Origin of the sequence: Chungangia koreensis, assembly GCF_042651785.1 — a bacterium.
Classification (GTDB): Bacteria; Bacillota; Bacilli; order Bacillales_A; family Planococcaceae; genus Chungangia; species Chungangia koreensis.
Genome location: NZ_JBHSEC010000019.1, coordinates 553,609 through 569,289 on the forward strand (window position 1 = coordinate 553,609; position 15,681 = coordinate 569,289).

Annotated in this window: 20 protein-coding genes; 19 read left to right on the top strand and 1 reads right to left on the bottom strand. The window is 41.4% G+C overall.

Annotated features, from left to right (window positions below; all coding sequences use genetic code 11):
* Nucleotides 1–89: 89 nt before the first annotated feature.
* On the bottom strand, nucleotides 90–407 hold the full coding sequence (locus ACFOZY_RS11990; protein WP_378156153.1) for a rhodanese-like domain-containing protein: 318 nt from the start codon (nucleotides 405–407) through the stop codon (nucleotides 90–92).
* A gap of 400 nt (nucleotides 408–807) precedes the next feature.
* Between ACFOZY_RS11990 and ACFOZY_RS11995 the strand changes: the two genes are divergently transcribed.
* From ACFOZY_RS11995 to ACFOZY_RS12085, 19 genes are all read left to right on the top strand, one after another.
* The gene (locus tag ACFOZY_RS11995; protein WP_378155738.1) at nucleotides 808–3,375 is read left to right on the top strand and encodes a vitamin B12-dependent ribonucleotide reductase; all 2,568 of its coding nucleotides are present in this window, start codon (nucleotides 808–810) and stop codon (nucleotides 3,373–3,375) included.
* A gap of 92 nt (nucleotides 3,376–3,467) precedes the next feature.
* The gene (locus ACFOZY_RS12000) at nucleotides 3,468–3,896 is read left to right on the top strand and encodes a hypothetical protein (protein ID WP_378155740.1); all 429 of its coding nucleotides are present in this window, start codon (nucleotides 3,468–3,470) and stop codon (nucleotides 3,894–3,896) included.
* A gap of 64 nt (nucleotides 3,897–3,960) precedes the next feature.
* On the top strand, nucleotides 3,961–4,413 hold the full coding sequence (gene aroQ, locus ACFOZY_RS12005; protein ID WP_378155742.1) for a type II 3-dehydroquinate dehydratase: 453 nt from the start codon (nucleotides 3,961–3,963) through the stop codon (nucleotides 4,411–4,413).
* Nucleotides 4,406–5,467, top strand: a complete 1,062-nt coding sequence (locus ACFOZY_RS12010; RefSeq protein ID WP_378155745.1) for a M24 family metallopeptidase — start codon at nucleotides 4,406–4,408, stop codon at nucleotides 5,465–5,467. Before aroQ ends, ACFOZY_RS12010 begins: the two co-directional genes overlap by 8 nt.
* A gap of 15 nt (nucleotides 5,468–5,482) precedes the next feature.
* On the top strand, nucleotides 5,483–6,040 hold the full coding sequence (efp, locus tag ACFOZY_RS12015; RefSeq protein ID WP_378155747.1) for an elongation factor P: 558 nt from the start codon (nucleotides 5,483–5,485) through the stop codon (nucleotides 6,038–6,040).
* Between the two features lie 350 nt (nucleotides 6,041–6,390).
* The gene (locus tag ACFOZY_RS12020; protein WP_378155749.1) at nucleotides 6,391–6,726 is read left to right on the top strand and encodes a SpoIIIAC/SpoIIIAD family protein; all 336 of its coding nucleotides are present in this window, start codon (nucleotides 6,391–6,393) and stop codon (nucleotides 6,724–6,726) included.
* Between the two features lie 9 nt (nucleotides 6,727–6,735).
* Nucleotides 6,736–7,119: a hypothetical protein gene (locus tag ACFOZY_RS12025; protein ID WP_378155751.1), complete on the top strand. Its 384-nt coding sequence runs from the start codon at nucleotides 6,736–6,738 to the stop codon at nucleotides 7,117–7,119.
* 12 nt (nucleotides 7,120–7,131) lie between these two features.
* A complete protein-coding gene (locus ACFOZY_RS12030) occupies nucleotides 7,132–8,031 on the top strand; it encodes a stage III sporulation protein AE (RefSeq protein WP_378155753.1) in 900 nt (299 codons plus the stop codon).
* Nucleotides 8,028–8,213, top strand: coding sequence for a hypothetical protein (locus tag ACFOZY_RS12035; protein ID WP_378155755.1), 186 nt, complete (start codon nucleotides 8,028–8,030; stop codon nucleotides 8,211–8,213). The genes ACFOZY_RS12030 and ACFOZY_RS12035 overlap by 4 nt, the downstream gene beginning before the upstream one ends.
* A 60-nt stretch (nucleotides 8,214–8,273) precedes the next feature.
* Nucleotides 8,274–8,702: a hypothetical protein gene (locus tag ACFOZY_RS12040; RefSeq protein ID WP_378155757.1), complete on the top strand. Its 429-nt coding sequence runs from the start codon at nucleotides 8,274–8,276 to the stop codon at nucleotides 8,700–8,702.
* A complete protein-coding gene (locus ACFOZY_RS12045; RefSeq protein ID WP_378155759.1) occupies nucleotides 8,702–9,244 on the top strand; it encodes a SpoIIIAH-like family protein in 543 nt (180 codons plus the stop codon). The genes ACFOZY_RS12040 and ACFOZY_RS12045 overlap by 1 nt, the downstream gene beginning before the upstream one ends.
* A 151-nt stretch (nucleotides 9,245–9,395) precedes the next feature.
* On the top strand, nucleotides 9,396–9,899 hold the full coding sequence (gene accB / locus ACFOZY_RS12050) for an acetyl-CoA carboxylase biotin carboxyl carrier protein (RefSeq protein ID WP_378155761.1): 504 nt from the start codon (nucleotides 9,396–9,398) through the stop codon (nucleotides 9,897–9,899).
* Nucleotides 9,900–9,907: 8 nt separating this feature from the next.
* The gene (gene accC / locus ACFOZY_RS12055) at nucleotides 9,908–11,269 is read left to right on the top strand and encodes an acetyl-CoA carboxylase biotin carboxylase subunit (protein ID WP_378156155.1); all 1,362 of its coding nucleotides are present in this window, start codon (nucleotides 9,908–9,910) and stop codon (nucleotides 11,267–11,269) included.
* 13 nt (nucleotides 11,270–11,282) lie between these two features.
* Nucleotides 11,283–11,681 (top strand): Asp23/Gls24 family envelope stress response protein, encoded by a 399-nt coding sequence (locus ACFOZY_RS12060; protein ID WP_378155763.1) that lies wholly within the window; start codon nucleotides 11,283–11,285, stop codon nucleotides 11,679–11,681.
* A gap of 181 nt (nucleotides 11,682–11,862) precedes the next feature.
* Complete coding sequence (nusB, locus tag ACFOZY_RS12065; RefSeq protein WP_378155765.1) at nucleotides 11,863–12,243, top strand: transcription antitermination factor NusB; 381 nt, start codon at nucleotides 11,863–11,865, stop codon at nucleotides 12,241–12,243.
* Between the two features lie 27 nt (nucleotides 12,244–12,270).
* A complete protein-coding gene (gene folD, locus ACFOZY_RS12070; RefSeq protein ID WP_378155767.1) occupies nucleotides 12,271–13,125 on the top strand; it encodes a bifunctional methylenetetrahydrofolate dehydrogenase/methenyltetrahydrofolate cyclohydrolase FolD in 855 nt (284 codons plus the stop codon).
* A gap of 67 nt (nucleotides 13,126–13,192) precedes the next feature.
* Nucleotides 13,193–14,548: an exodeoxyribonuclease VII large subunit gene (gene xseA, locus ACFOZY_RS12075; protein ID WP_378155769.1), complete on the top strand. Its 1,356-nt coding sequence runs from the start codon at nucleotides 13,193–13,195 to the stop codon at nucleotides 14,546–14,548.
* Complete coding sequence (locus ACFOZY_RS12080) at nucleotides 14,549–14,782, top strand: exodeoxyribonuclease VII small subunit (protein ID WP_378155771.1); 234 nt, start codon at nucleotides 14,549–14,551, stop codon at nucleotides 14,780–14,782. It abuts the gene before it with no gap.
* Between the two features lie 2 nt (nucleotides 14,783–14,784).
* On the top strand, nucleotides 14,785–15,672 hold the full coding sequence (locus tag ACFOZY_RS12085; RefSeq protein WP_378155773.1) for a polyprenyl synthetase family protein: 888 nt from the start codon (nucleotides 14,785–14,787) through the stop codon (nucleotides 15,670–15,672).
* Nucleotides 15,673–15,681 lie beyond the last annotated feature (9 nt).

The window sequence follows — 15,681 nt, forward strand, 5'->3', positions numbered from 1 at the left end:
GCGAACCGGTGAAATCATCGGTTCGCTTTGAAATGGAAAAGAAAAAAACGCTGTCAAAACAGGTTATTGCCTGCACTGACAGCGTTTTATTATTTTGATTTCACTTTTCCTGTCCACGTTCTGAAACCGCCTTGAAGCTGGTACAGTTGCTCATACCCTTTTTTCTTTAAAAATAGGGCAGCGCGGGCACTTCCTGCACCATTTTGATCATACAGGTATACAGGCTTGTCCGGACGAATCTCTTTATAACGCATCCGCATTTGTGAGGAAGGGATATTCCGGGCACCTAAAATATGGCCAGCGTCAAAATCCTTCGGTTCGCGGACATCGATTAATTGTGCTTTTCGATACCCTTGAATAAATTCATCTTGGGAGAGACCGGATACAGCTTTCCGAAGACGTAACATGTTGATCAAAAGATAGACGATCAACCCAAATAAAATTCCAGCGATAATATATAGCGTCACAGCGACTTTCCCCTTTCTTTCTCTATTTCATTATAAAAGATTCTATAGCGGTTATTCAATTCCAATGTTAAAATGGTTTTCATAGTTCAACAAAACCTCTTAAATTTCGACTTCTAAACGGACGCACCTCTTGTTAAAAAATGTAAGCAGCCAAGGACCTTTGGCTTATTTTAATTCACCTTCATTCTACAAACCCTTGATAATTATAGCTTGTCTATTATCTTCAAAAAATAGGAAGTAAATTTGAATTGAAAATAAGATTCAATATGTAGTATCGTTGGGTATGTACATAATACAACATATAGTATTACTGCCAATTGGATAGGGAGGAATCATAGTTATGGTATTAGCTTCACACCGTTCACATCCTGAGTTAAACGTAAAGTCTTTGAATGAGGACATCGAGAGTTTCCCACAAGTACACCCGATTACACCGGATATGAAACTTACACACAAAGGCGTATCAAGACTTGTCATGATTGATAGGTATTCATTCAAAGATACGGAGAAGAAAACCTTAAAGGCAGGAGACTTCGTAGTCTTAACGGTCAAAGAAGATCCAAAATTCCCTGCACGTGGTCTGGGTTATATCGTTTCTGTTGATGCAAATAATCGCAAAGCAGAAGTATGGATTGAGGAAGATTACCGAAGTGCGATTGATGATCAAATGGAATTGGAAACAGGCATTGTAAAACGCTCCATTGACGTCATCGAAAAACCTCTTGAAGTATTTTACGAGCAAATTGCTAAAAGGAATGCATTCGGTCTTTCCAGAGTTGAAAAGACGGAAGAAAAAAGGGAAGAATGGTTCAACAAATTCTACGAACAGTTAGTTTCACTAAATTTTGTACCTGCTGGACGTGTCCTTTATGGTGCTGGTTCTGAAACAGACGTCACTTATTTTAACTGTTACGTCATGCCATTCGTGCCGGATTCTCGTGAAGGCATCTCCGATCACCGTAAACAAGTCATGGAAATCATGAGCCGTGGTGGCGGTGTTGGTACAAACGGTTCAACACTTCGTCCGCGCAATACATTGGCAAGAGGAGTTAACGGTAAGTCATCCGGATCAGTATCTTGGTTAGATGATATTGCCAAATTAACTCACTTAGTTGAGCAAGGTGGTTCCAGACGTGGTGCACAGATGATCATGCTGGCCGATTGGCACCCGGACATTGCTGAGTTTATCATTTCAAAAATGCAAAATCCGAGAATTCTTCGTTTCCTTCTTGAACAAACAGAAGATGAAACGATTAAACGATTAGCAAAAGAAAAATTGAAATTCAAACCTTTAACACAGCAAGAAGAAGCGATGTACCAAGGAATCGTCAACTACAAGCAAATCCCAGGTTTAGGTGGATTCAACGAAGCGATCATTAAGGACGCCGAAACAAAACTTCGTGACGGAGGAACATACAGTGTCCACAATCCAGAATTCCTGACGGGTGCTAATATTTCTGTTACATTGACAAAAGACTTCATGGACGCAGTAGAAAAAAATGAAGATTTTGCATTGCGTTTCCCGGCCGTTGAAGATTACACAGAAGAAGAAATGGCAATCTACAACGAAAAATGGCATGAAGTTGGAGATGTGCGTGAATGGGAAGAAATGGGCTTCAAAGTGCGGACCTACCGTACAATGAAAGCTCGTGAACTTTGGAACTTGATCAATATTTGTGCAACATACTCTGCAGAGCCGGGAATCTTCTTCATCGACAATGCAAATGATATGACGAATGCGAAAGCGTACGGTCAAAAAGTTGTTGCAACAAACCCATGTGGGGAGCAACCCCTCGCACCATATTCAGTCTGCAACTTGGCTGCTGTCAACTTAGCGCAATTTGCAGATAAAGAAACAAATTCGGTTGATATTGACCGTTTGAAAGAAACTGTACGTGTTGGCGTCCGTATGCAGGACAATGTCATAGATGCAACACCATACTTCCTTTCTGAAAACGAGAAACAAGCACTTGGCGAACGTCGGATCGGTCTTGGTGTCATGGGCTTGGCTGACCTCTTAATCTATTGCGAGAAAGAATACGGAAGCCCTGAAGGTAACGATCTCGTTGATAGAGTATTTGAAACAATTGCGGTAACAGCCTACGAAACTTCTGTCGAATTAGCGAAGGAACGTGGTAGTTTCCCATTCCTTGCGGGTGAAACGGAAGAAGAAACAGCTGCTTTACGTAAAGCATTTACACAATCCGGATTCATGCAAAAAATGCCTGAGCACTTGCGTGATGAGGTGTTAGCGAATGGAATCCGCAATTCTCACTTATTGACGGTTGCACCTACTGGTTCGACTGGTACAATGGTGGGTGTTTCTACAGGACTTGAGCCATATTTCTCATTCACTTACTACCGTAGTGGACGTCTTGGCAAGTTCATTGAAGTTAAAGCGGATATCGTAAAAGAATTCTTAGATCGTAATCCAAAGGCAGACGAGGAAAACTTGCCGGAGTGGTTCGTAACAGCAATGGAATTGGCTCCAGAAGCCCATGCGGATGTGCAGTGCATTATCCAACGCTGGGTTGACAGCTCAATCTCCAAAACTGTGAATGCTCCTCGCGGATACACGGTTGAACAGGTTGAAAAAGTGTATGAGCGTCTTTACAAAGGTGGCGCTAAAGGTGGAACAGTCTATGTTGACGGAAGCCGTGACTCGCAAGTATTGACGTTAAAAGCGGAAGAAAACTCAATGGAAGAAAATACAGATGTCCAGGAGAAGGTAACTGAGAAGCGTCCAGTCGTATTAATTGAAACGATTCAAGACCTTCGCTCTACAAATGTTACAATCGGTTCCGAAGTAGGCAACACTTGCCCAGTATGCCGTCAAGGGACAGTTGAAGAATTGGGCGGCTGCAATACATGTACGAATTGTGGTGCTCAACTGAAGTGTGGTTTATAAAATAGCGCAGGCTTGTCTTTGGACAAGCCTGTTTTTTTGCGTCTAATTTCTTGGAAAACTGTAAAGACTTCAAGAATGGAGGCGATATTTATATGAACCGTGCAGTATTATTTTGGACATCAATTGTATCTTCATCATTTTTTGTGCTTAGCTTAAAATTCTATGATGTTTTTCATTTTATCGATTGGAAACCGTTAGGATGGTCAAAAAGATATCATGTATTTGAAGAAAGTCCAGGTCTCCTCAGATGGATTGTCTTATTTTTGATTATTTTCATCTTCTCGCTATTACTATATTATTTGGCGAAATGGGCGAAAAAAGCGAAGCCTGCTATAATGTCATTGATTGTTGGCTTAATCATAGCTTTACTAATCGAGTGGATGATTCAACGTCCAAATGAGCTTGGCGAATATTTCAAAGACTTTTCTATCCCTTTTGGAGTTTTAGTACTTATAACGACTCGATTTATCGTGGAAACAGCCATTTTTAATTCTGTTAAACCGTTTTCTGATCCGAAATAAGTTGCTGGATGTTAGGGGTATGATAAAATAAAAAAGAAAATCATCTGGTGAAAGGATCACGGACATGAATATGCTTTTATTGAATGGACCGAACTTGAACCGGCTCGGTAAGCGGGAGCCCCATATTTACGGTAACGAAACTTTGGAAATGATTGAAAATCGTCTAAAATCCTTGGCAAGTCAACATGGGTTTGACTTACAGTGTTTTCAATCTAACCATGAAGGAGAACTGGTTGATCGGATCCATCTTGCGGAAGATGAGGGGTGCGACGGTATTATCTTGAATCCCGGTGCTTTTACTCATTATAGTTACGCGATTAGAGATGCTATCGCCAGTGTTGCTGTACCTGTAATCGAAGTTCATCTGTCCAACATACATAAACGGGAAGAATTCCGCCATACTTCTGTTCTCGCTGCTGAATGCGAAGGACAGATCGCTGGTTTTGGTTCCTATGGCTATGAGATGGCATTCTATTCGTTCCTTCACCGATTCAAAAGGGGAATGGAAAATGGATAAACTAACTAAACTACGCTCTGTCATGAAAGATGAGGGTATTGACTGCCTTCTTATTACAAGTTCCTTTAATCGTCGTTATATGACAGAGTTTACAGGGACTGCAGGCATTGCTGTGATTTCTCAAGAAGATGCAGTTTTCATCACAGATTTTCGGTATACCGAACAAGCTGAAAAACAAGTGAAGGGTTACCGAATTGTTCAACATTCAAAGAGTATCCATGAAGAAGCGGCAACTCAAGTGGAACAAATGGGTATCCGTACGCTTGGCTTTGAAAAGGATCACTTGAGCTATGCTCAATTTGAGATTTATGGAAAACAGATCAAAGCTGAATTGAAGCCAGTATCCGGTCTTGTTGAGAAAATTCGCTTGATTAAAACTCCTGAAGAACTTACAATTTTAAAGGCCGCAGCGAAGATTGCCGACGATGCGTACACGCATATTCTTAGCTTCATTAAGCCAGGATTAACAGAACTGGACGTTTCTAATGAACTTGAGTTCTTCATGCGAAAATCAGGAGCAACTTCATCATCTTTCGATATTATCGTGGCTTCAGGTACCCGTTCTGCATTGCCACATGGTGTAGCAACAGGCAAGGTAATTGAAAAGGGCGATATGATTACGTTGGATTATGGAGCACTGTACAATGGTTATATTTCTGATATCACGCGCACATTAGCAGTAGGTGAACCACCTGCAGAACTTAAGGAAATCTACCACATCGTACTAGATGCACAAATGAAGGCTTTAGACGGTATAAAACCGGGTATGACAGGAATAGAAGCTGATGCTCTTTGCCGTGATCACATTAAGAGTAAAGGTTATGGTGAAGCATTCGGGCATTCCACAGGACATGGTATCGGTTTAGAAGTGCATGAAGGACCTGGTTTATCGTTCCGTTCAGAAACTATTTTAGAACCAAATATGACAGTTACTGTGGAACCTGGAATTTATGTTCCAGGATTAGGCGGCGTTCGAATTGAAGACGACATCATCATCACAGAAACAGGTAATGAACGTTTGACTCATGCAACGAAGGAACTCATCATTCTATAATTTTGGAGGCACACTATGATATCAGTTAACGATTTTAAAACAGGACTTACAATTGAAGTAGATGGTGACATTTACCGTGTCATCGATTTCCAACACGTAAAACCAGGAAAAGGGGCGGCATTCGTTCGCTCGAAATTACGTAATCTGCGTTCCGGAAATGTAAATGAAAAAACTTTCCGTGCAGGTGAGAAGGTTGAAAAAGCTCAAATTGACAACCGCCGTATGCAGTACTTATATGCAAATGGTGATGATCATGTATTCATGGATAACGATTCGTATGAACAGATTGAGTTAAATGAAAGCCAGATCGAGTATGAATTGAAATTCCTTCGTGAAAATATGGAAGTTCATATCATGCAATATCAAGGAGAAACATTAGGAGTAGAACTTCCGACAACTGTTGTCCTTGAAGTAACCGAAACTGAACCGGGTATTAAGGGAGACACAGCTTCCGGCGGTACGAAACCTGCAACCCTTGAAACTGGTTTGACTGTTCAAGTACCATTCTTCATCAACGTAGGTGACAAGTTAATCATTAACACATCTGAATCTGAATACGTATCACGTGCATAACCACCTAAAAGGACCCTAATGAGGGTCCTTTCAGTTTGTTGACAAATGATTAATTATACATAAAAAGGAATGAAAATATATACTGGAGCAAACGTTCCAGGCGGACGCTTTCCGCTTCAGTCCTCTACTTCTATAGTTTCTTTTCAATCCATGAATAAAGCGAGCTACCTATATCGTTCTAAATTTTAAGAGTATACACCAAAGCAGTGCCTGCCACGAAGACTCCTGTGGGAATAGCTTGAGCTGAAGACCCCGCAGGAACCTCAGTGACGAGGAGGCTGAAGCCAAGCCCACGGAAAGCGAAGTGGTAGGCACTGCTGACTGTTTTATACATCTTTATTCAATAGAGAATGACTTTGTCTACAGTCTGTAAGGACCCTAATGAGGGTCCTTTTTTATGTCTAAAAGTTGAAGGTGTTTTTCTAAGCTTCATATCCCCATATCCCCACGCATATAGATGTAAAAACGGAGGAGGAAGCTTTACGGAACTACAAGACGTACTGAGAGTCGCCGGTGTCGGATTAGTCATCGCCTTTTTGCACCTTTTCTTCGAGCAGACAGGAAAGAAAGAATTCTCCTTTTTCATATTTTTCATCGCTTACATTTACATAACGGCAGAAATGCTCCGTTTTCTAAGGCTATTCTTCTCGGAAATCACATCATTCTTCCAATGGCTGTCGATATAGGAGAAGCATATGGAACTCCTAATTTACGTGACCATCATACTCTTATTGCTGCTTTTAATCCGGACCAGCATCCCGGTTTTGCATCCATTATATATTGTAATTTTCTTCTTCCTATTATTGGCCAAGCTGATTTTCGAGTATTTCATTCCATTTATTCAGGAATATACGTCGTTATTAGATTTGCCCTCTGCTCGCCACATCCGGTTGCTCCTATTTTCAGCATTGTTATTTTTTCTGTCGGATGCCATCTGCAAGTTGATGAAAGACATGGGCTACGATTCTATTGGAACGCTCATTCACACGTCTGTAAAAATCATTATCTTAGGCTTTTGGATAAAAGAAATCCTTTCGGTGATCGGTATTTTGTCAAAATTGCTGAGCGAATATGCGTAAAGGACTTTTCATATGATCGATCTCATCATCAATGAATTATTTGAAACCTTTCACAGTTTCTTATTAGTGATTGTGGTAGCTTTGATAGCACTCACATTAGATTTTTTATTGCCTAAATTTGCGGATTGGACAAGGTTCGTCTTTTTCTTAATATTAGGGACCTATACGATGATTCCTGCTATCGAGGCTTTCTCGTTAATGCAAGGTCTTGCGACAAAAATATCGGCGTTCTTCATGAGCCTCTATCCGGTTCTTACTGCCGGTATGGTGGCATCGGGGGGAGCGCTATCTGTAGTGAATTGGCATCCTCTCGTATTAATGATTATGCAGTTTGCTGTCGTTCTCACTGAACAATGGCTCGTACCTTTGTTGGTTGCTTCAATGATTCTGGATTACTTAACAAGGCTGCTGCCGTCTATTTCTTTCTCGAAAATGGCGGATTTAATACGGACAGGCTTACTGGCTACAGTTTCTGCCATCGTGGTCGGATATTCGATTTTCCTTTCCATTAATGGTGTCATGGCTTGGTCCGTATCCGGAATGGCAGCAGAACCTTTAAAGGTGTTACTACGCCAGAACATTCCACTTATCGGCTCTTTTCTTACGGACAGCATGAGTACAATCAGTAAGTATTCCAATGGACTGACCACCATCACTGGTACCTGGCTTATGACGGGCATTTGGACGGTCGCATTGATCCCGACATTCCAGACGCTGGCCACTGCTTTTTGCTATAAATGGACAGCAGCTTTAATCGAGCCTTTTACAGACGATGATATATCCGGTTTCTTGGATGATCTCGGTAAAGCGTTATTTGTTCTATGCGCAATCTCATTTTTAATTGCCTTCGCTTTCTTCTATACCGCTATCTTCTCAGTCGTTCTATTGAAGTTATTTACGATGATGAGGTGACAGAACTGATCACTACTTTTTTGACGGGGTTAATCGGCATCATCTTTACTGCAGTAGTCTTGAATTTTTTGATCGATGATGCTGCTGGGGAGGAAAAGTTGATTTTGTTATTCAAGATGGCTGTTGCTATATGGATTCTTTCATTTTTCCTCAAGACTTTCGGTCATAGCCTGTCTATTTAGGACATATAGTAAACCACTGGACGGTACTCGCACAGAAAGGAATGATGAACTGGTGATGTTGTGGATAAAGAAAAAAAGAAGCTTCCGCTCCCTCTTGCTGTAGCATTAATCGCCTTTGTTGCACTTTTCTTTCTGAACGGGTTAGGAAGTAAAGGCGTCTTTGGCGGAGGCGAAGAGCAGACTGGAAAAACAGTAGATGATCGGAGTTTGAAAATGGTCCTGTCAGAGATTGAAGGTGTGGGAGAAGTAGAACTTTACTTCTATCACGGTGCGAATACAGGGACTGGTAGGGCTGAAACTGACTTCTTATCAGACTATTTTTCTGGTACAAGTAGCAAAAGTGAAGAACTTGTCGGACTGTTAGTTGTAGCTGAAGGGGCGGATGATATTAAAACAAAAAAACTATTGCTGGATATTCTAACACGGGTTCTTCAGTTACCCGAACATCGCATTGTAATCGTTCCGATGAAAAAGAAAGGGGAATTCTAATGAAGGTAAAGAAAAGAGCAGTATGGTTCCTAACACTTTTAAGTTTAGCGGCAGTCATTTCCGTCTATTATTTGACTGACCAAGCAGCAAAACCATTTGACGGACTTGCCATCTTTAGCGACGACACGATGGAAAATACAGCTCTAAACGAAAATGCAGCAGCCGAGGACGGACAAACACCAGTTTTCGCACAAAGCTATCTATTTGAAGAATTAAGAATGGAAGTCCAAAATCAACGCAGCGAGTTAAATGAGCAATTGACTACCAAGATCATGTCCGATGATTTGACTGCGGAAGAAAAGAACGACGCTTGGTCCCAAATGGAAGAAATGTCACGTAAAGCATCAGGAGAAGCAATGTTGGAATTGCTAATTACATCACTTGGTTATCCAGATGCCTTTGTTAAGATAGACGACGGTAAGGTCACTGTTCGGGTAATTGCTGAAGATGGTTTCTCTAAAGCTCAAGCAAATGATATCATCTATACAGTGAAAAGCGAGTGGGCAGAAGCTGCATTAGTAGAAGTTACACCAGAAAATTAAGTAACTTTAAAAGGGCCGATTCGGCTCTTTTTTTCTTTTATTATCTTTCCAGAAAATGCCTGACGCCAGGAATTTTAGGTTATCTATTTCAAATTGAGTAGAAAAAGTCTAAAATGAGTAGGAACGTAAATTTAGACAAGGGGAGTTATCCATGTTGAAAGTTCAGGAAATCAGAGAAATCATAAAATTGATCGACCAATCATCCATTGATGAATTCACATTCGAATCAGAAGGTACAAAAGTGAAACTAAAGAAAAACACAGTATCTGTTACTCCTACTGTCGTGGCAAAGCCAGCAGTGGAGGAATCATCTGCCGTTAAAGCTGAACCAACTGAAGCAGCGTCACCGGCATCTGCACCTGTAAAAGAAGCGGCGGAACAACCTGCTGCGCAATCTCCTGCAGCTGACGAAACTTTGCATCAAATCACTTCTCCGATGGTGGGCACGTTCTACCAATCTCCATCTCCGGAAGCACAGGCTTTTGTAACGGTTGGGGACAAGGTGAAAAATGATTCGGTTGTGTGCATTGTAGAAGCTATGAAATTGTTCAACGAAATCGAAGCGGAAGTTAACGGAGAAATCGTTGAAGTGCTTGCCAAAGATGGACAGCTTGTCGAGTACGGTCAACCTCTGTTCTTAGTGCGTCAGAACTGAAAGGGGAGATCGAATTGAAAAAAGTGTTAATAGCAAATCGCGGTGAAATTGCCGTACGGATTATTCGTGCTTGTAAGGAAATGGGCATTGAGACGGTTGCCGTTTATTCGGAAGCCGACCGGGAAGCGTTGCATGTACAAATGGCTGACGAAGCCTATTGCATCGGCCCAAAACAATCGAAAGACAGCTACTTAAACTTTACAAATATTATCAGTGTTGCGAAGCTATCAGGCTGTGAAGGAATCCATCCAGGATATGGCTTCCTTGCTGAAAATGCCAGCTTCGCTGAGCTTTGTGAAGAATGTGGGATTGAATTCATCGGTCCGACTTCAGATGCGATTTCGAGAATGGGCACGAAGGACGTTGCCAGAGAAACAATGCGAAAAGCGGGCGTGCCGATTGTTCCAGGTTCTCAAGGAATTGTAGAAAATGAACATGCTGCATTAGAGATTGCGGAAGAAATCGGTTACCCAGTCATTATTAAAGCAACAGCCGGCGGAGGCGGAAAAGGCATCCGGGTGGCACGTAATCCGGAAGAACTTGTGAAAGGTGTACAGATTACTCAGAAAGAGGCGGCTGCAGCTTTCGGGAATCCTGGCGTCTATCTGGAAAAGTTCATTGAAGAGTTCCGTCATGTTGAAATTCAAGTTCTTGCTGATAAATATGGGAATACCATTCACTTAGGTGAACGAGATTGCTCCATTCAACGACGAATGCAGAAACTTGTGGAAGAATCGCCATCTCCTGCTTTGACACCGGAAATCCGCGCTCAAATGGGTGAAGCGGCAGTTAAAGCTGCGCAAGCGGTTAATTATCGCGGAGCAGGAACGGTTGAATTCATTTTTGACCATATCAACAAAAAGTTCTATTTTATGGAAATGAACACTCGAATCCAAGTGGAACATCCGGTTACCGAAATGGTGACGGGAATTGATCTCATCAAGCAACAATTGATGGTTGCTGCTGGAGAAAAACTTGAAATTTCTCAAGAAGATATCAAACTTTCCGGTTGGGCGATCGAGTGCCGGATCAATGCAGAAAACCCAATGAAAAACTTCATGCCTTCTCCAGGAAAAGTAAATATGTACTTGGCACCAGGCGGCTACGGGGTTCGTATTGACTCTGCCATGTATCCAGGGTATTCAATTCCACCGTACTATGACTCTATGGTGGCAAAATTGATAACTTACGGAGATACTAGGGAAGAGGCCGTAACAAGGATGAAACGAGCTTTAAGTGAGTTTGTAATCGAAGGTGATGGAGTAGAAACAACAATCCCGTTCCATTTAAGGTTAATGGACAATGAAGTATTCCAAAGCGGGGATTTTGATACGAAGTTCCTTGAGAAGTACGAAATCATGAAACCGTAAGGGGTGTTTTCATATGGCAGAAAAGACTGTGCAAAATTATGTGCAAATGGAACCTACAGGCAAGGAAACGCTCGGTAGAGTGGAACTTGCTCCAGAAGTTCTTGAGGTCATTGCTGGAATCGCTACAACGGAAATTGAAGGCGTAGCAGGCACGAGAGGTAACTTCGCTACTGGTGTCGTGGAAAAGTTAGGAAAGAAAATTCATGGTAAAGGGATCAAAACCGAAATGACAGAGGATGGTCTCTTTGTAGATGTCTATTGCTTTGTCAAATATGGCTATTCAGTCCCGAAAGTGGCAATGGAAATCCAAACTCAAATCAGGCAAGCTGTATTGAACATGACATCCTTAGAAGCAAAAGAGGTAAATGTACACATTACAGGTATTCATTTCGAAAAAGAAACTGCTGAGTAAAAAAGCCTTCCGTTTAATCCTTTTTGGGGTTAAACGGAAGGTTTTTAATTGGATTTGTAAGTCCACGAACATAGAAATAGGAAAAACATTCCTATGGTTGTATTATGACGGTCAGATTGATGTGTAATTTAGTGAAATATGCTATGATTAATCGTAATGAGTTAGTAAAGGGGTTTACTTAATGAAACGTCGTGAAGCACGTGAGAAAGCACTACAAACCTTGTTCCAAATGGACAATACAGGTCTGACTTTGGATGAGGCGATCATCCATGTAAATGAAGGTAAATCTAATGACTTTTTTGAAGGTCTCGTCAGAGGGACTGTGGAAAATATGTCAGAAATCGATGAATCCCTTCGTGGGAAAATTGAAAATTGGTCATTAGATCGCCTGCCTAAAATTGAAAGGACCATTTTAAGAATGTCTCTTTATGAGTTACTTTATATGAAAGATGCACCTGCAAAGGTTGTCATGAACGAAGCAATCGAGTTAAGTAAATTATACGGGGACGAGCAATCCAGCCGCTTTGTAAACGGCGTACTTTCCAAATTTTCAGCAGAATGACCTAATTGCATATAGGAGTTGACCAGCATGAGTGCAGAATTGATAAGTGGCAAGACCATCGGAGAAGAAATTCGTCAATCGATTACACAACGTGTGGATAAGTTGAAGGAACTTGGTGTAACCCCAGGACTTGCAGTTGTTTTAGTTGGTAACGATCCCGCGTCGCATACATATGTTACGAACAAACAGAAGACAAGTAAGAAACTCGGTATGCACTCTGAGTTGATTGAATTTGATGAGTCCATCAGTCAAGAAGAATTGCTGAATACGATAAACCGTCTAAATACAGATGACTCGATCCACGGGATATTGGTCCAATTGCCTCTACCTGAACATATTGAGGAGAGAGCTGTAATTGCTGCCATCGACCCTTCAAAAGACGTAGATGGTTTCCATCCTATTAATGCAGGTAAGTTAATGATCGGGGAAGAAGGCTTCATCCCTTGTACACCGTTTGGAATCATGAAAATGATTGAAAAGATCGGTTTTGACTTGAAAGGGAAACATGCTGTCGTCATCGGACGGAGTAATATTGTAGGTAAACCGATTGGACAACTTCTACTTCAACAGGATGCAACCGTTACGTATTGCCATTCGAAAACTGTGGATCTTCCTACTATTACAAAGCAGGCTGATTTATTGGTAGCAGCTGTTGGACGACCGAAGATGATCACATCAGAACATGTTAAAGAAGGTGCTGTCGTAATCGACGTTGGTATCAATCGCGATGAAAACAACAAGCTCTGCGGTGATGTGGATTTTGACGATGTGAAAGAAATTGCATCTGCGATTACACCGGTTCCTGGTGGGGTCGGTCCGATGACCATTACGATGCTGATGGCAAATACTCTCTTATCTGCTGAGAGAACTCTTCAGAAATAAATTGATAGAAAACACAGAGCTGTTTTTCGGATGAAAGACAGCTTTTTCATTCAGGAGGACGGGTTGAATGCCGGGGAATCCATATTTAAGTGTCTTAGCACTGACAAAATACATTAAACGAAAATTCGATGCTGATCCACACTTGCGTGATGTCTATGTAAAGGGTGAACTGTCCAATGTGAAATTCCATCCGAGTGGACATATTTATTTCACCTTAAAAGACGACAAAGCAAGAATCTTATCAGTTATGTTTAAGATGAATGCTGGGCGAATGAAGTTCCGTCCTGAAAACGGAATGAATGTATTGGTTCGAGGCGACGTGAATGTATATGAAGCTTCTGGCCAATATCAATTGTATGTACAGTCCATGCAACCGGACGGCATTGGTGAATTATATTTAGCATTTGAACAATTAAAAGAAAAATTGGCAAAAGAAGGCCTGTTCTCGCCACAATGGAAACAGGAAATTCCTCGTTTTCCTAAGAAAATAGGTGTAATTACAGCGACTACAGGAGCGGCGATCCGAGACATTTGCACAACATTGAACCGCCGGTATCCTTTGGCGGAAATCCTTGTTTACCCAGCATTAGTTCAAGGTGTACAAGCAGCGCCATCCATTGTAAAAGCGATAGAACAGGCTGATTCTTTTGGTGAACTGGACGTTCTGATCGTTGGGCGAGGTGGTGGATCCATTGAAGACTTGTGGGCATTCAATGAGGAAGTCGTGGCACGGGCAATTTTTTCTGCAAAAGTACCTATTATTAGTGCAGTTGGTCACGAGACTGATACAACAATTGCTGATTTTGTTGCAGACCTCCGTGCTCCGACACCTACTGCAGCCGCAGAGTTGGCTGTTCCAAGCAGGGAAGAAATCCTGCAGCGTATATTCGATCACCGCTCGAGAATGTTATCGAGTTTAAACGGAAAACTTACATCTGAAAAACGAAGATTAACAAGACTGAAAGAGTCCTATCCGCTTCAGTTTCCGGAAAGATTATACCGTCCATTTGCCGAAAAGCTTGCTCTGTTGGAAGAGCGGTTAAATAAAAATACCGAAACTTCAATAAGTAATGGACGAAGAAAATTGGAAGGGCTCACAATTCGCATGGCTGCCCATTCCCCGGAACGACAGCTTAAAGTTCATCATCAAACCTTAAAGGAATTCTCCCACCGTCTGAATCGAGCAGCACTTTCAACTTACCAGAAGGATCGAAACGCTTTTACAAATGTACTACGAACATTAAAAGTGTTAAATCCACTGAGTGTCATGGAGAGAGGATTTAGTATTGTATACTCGGATGAACAAGTCGTTAAATCTATAGCTGATTTGAAAGTGTCAGATGAAGTGAAAATCCAAATGCATGACGGACATGCGAAGGTTGCTGTCAAGTCGATTGAACACAAGAAGGAAGGAGAATTATAAATGGAAGAGAAAGAGATTCTATTTGACGAAGCGATTCTTCAACTAGAAGAAATCGTACGTAAATTGGAGCAGGGCGATGTACCGCTTGAAGATGCCATATCTCTATATAAACGGGGGATGGAGCTATCAACTGTTTGTCATCAAAAGCTTCAAAATGCTGAAAAACAATTGATATCACTTATGGATGAAAATGGTTCCAAGACTCCCTTTAATCCTGAAAACGGTGAGGGCTAAAGATGATGGATCAAAAATTGCATAACTTTATCGAGAACCAACAGAAATTGATAGATGAAGAGCTTATAGCAGGGATCAAAGAATTAAAGATTCCTACAAATCTTTCGGAATCAATGAAATATTCATTAGAAGCTGGCGGCAAACGAATTAGACCAATGCTTATCCAGTCTGTTTTAAATGATTTTGGAAAGAGTCATGCCGATGCTCTAAAGGTGGGAGCTGCTGTCGAGATGATTCATACATATTCCCTAATCCATGATGATTTACCGAGTATGGACGATGATGACTTCAGAAGAGGTAAACCAACCAATCACAAAGTATATGGTGAAGCAGTAGCAATCCTTGCCGGTGACGCATTGCTTACATATAGTTTTGGCGTTTTGGCAAGAATGGATAATATAGAAGCTGAACTGAAATTAGAGTTAATCTCACTTTTAAGTGAAACAGCTGGGGCTGAAGGAATGGTTGGAGGTCAAATTATGGACCTCGAAGGTGAATCGAAACAACTATCCCTCCAGGAGCTTGAGCAAATCCACTTACATAAAACTGGTGAACTTCTCCGCTTCTCAATTGAGGCAGGTGCTATATTAGCGGAAATAAGCCAAGAAGAGCGCCTGATCCTTAGAGAATATGCGGTTCATATTGGTCTTGCATTCCAAATTCAGGATGATATTCTGGATATAACTGGGACAATGGAGCAATTAGGTAAAACAGCTGGCAAGGACGTCATAAGTGAAAAGAGTACATATCCTTCATTGTTGACGCTAACAGGCGCTCAAGAAAAATTGCAACAACACCATGATAAGGCGTTGGAAGCTCTCGGACGACTAAGTCTACAAGATGACATGCTTCGCCGTTTTGCAGATTACATTGTGAATCGTGCAAACTAAAAAGAATGC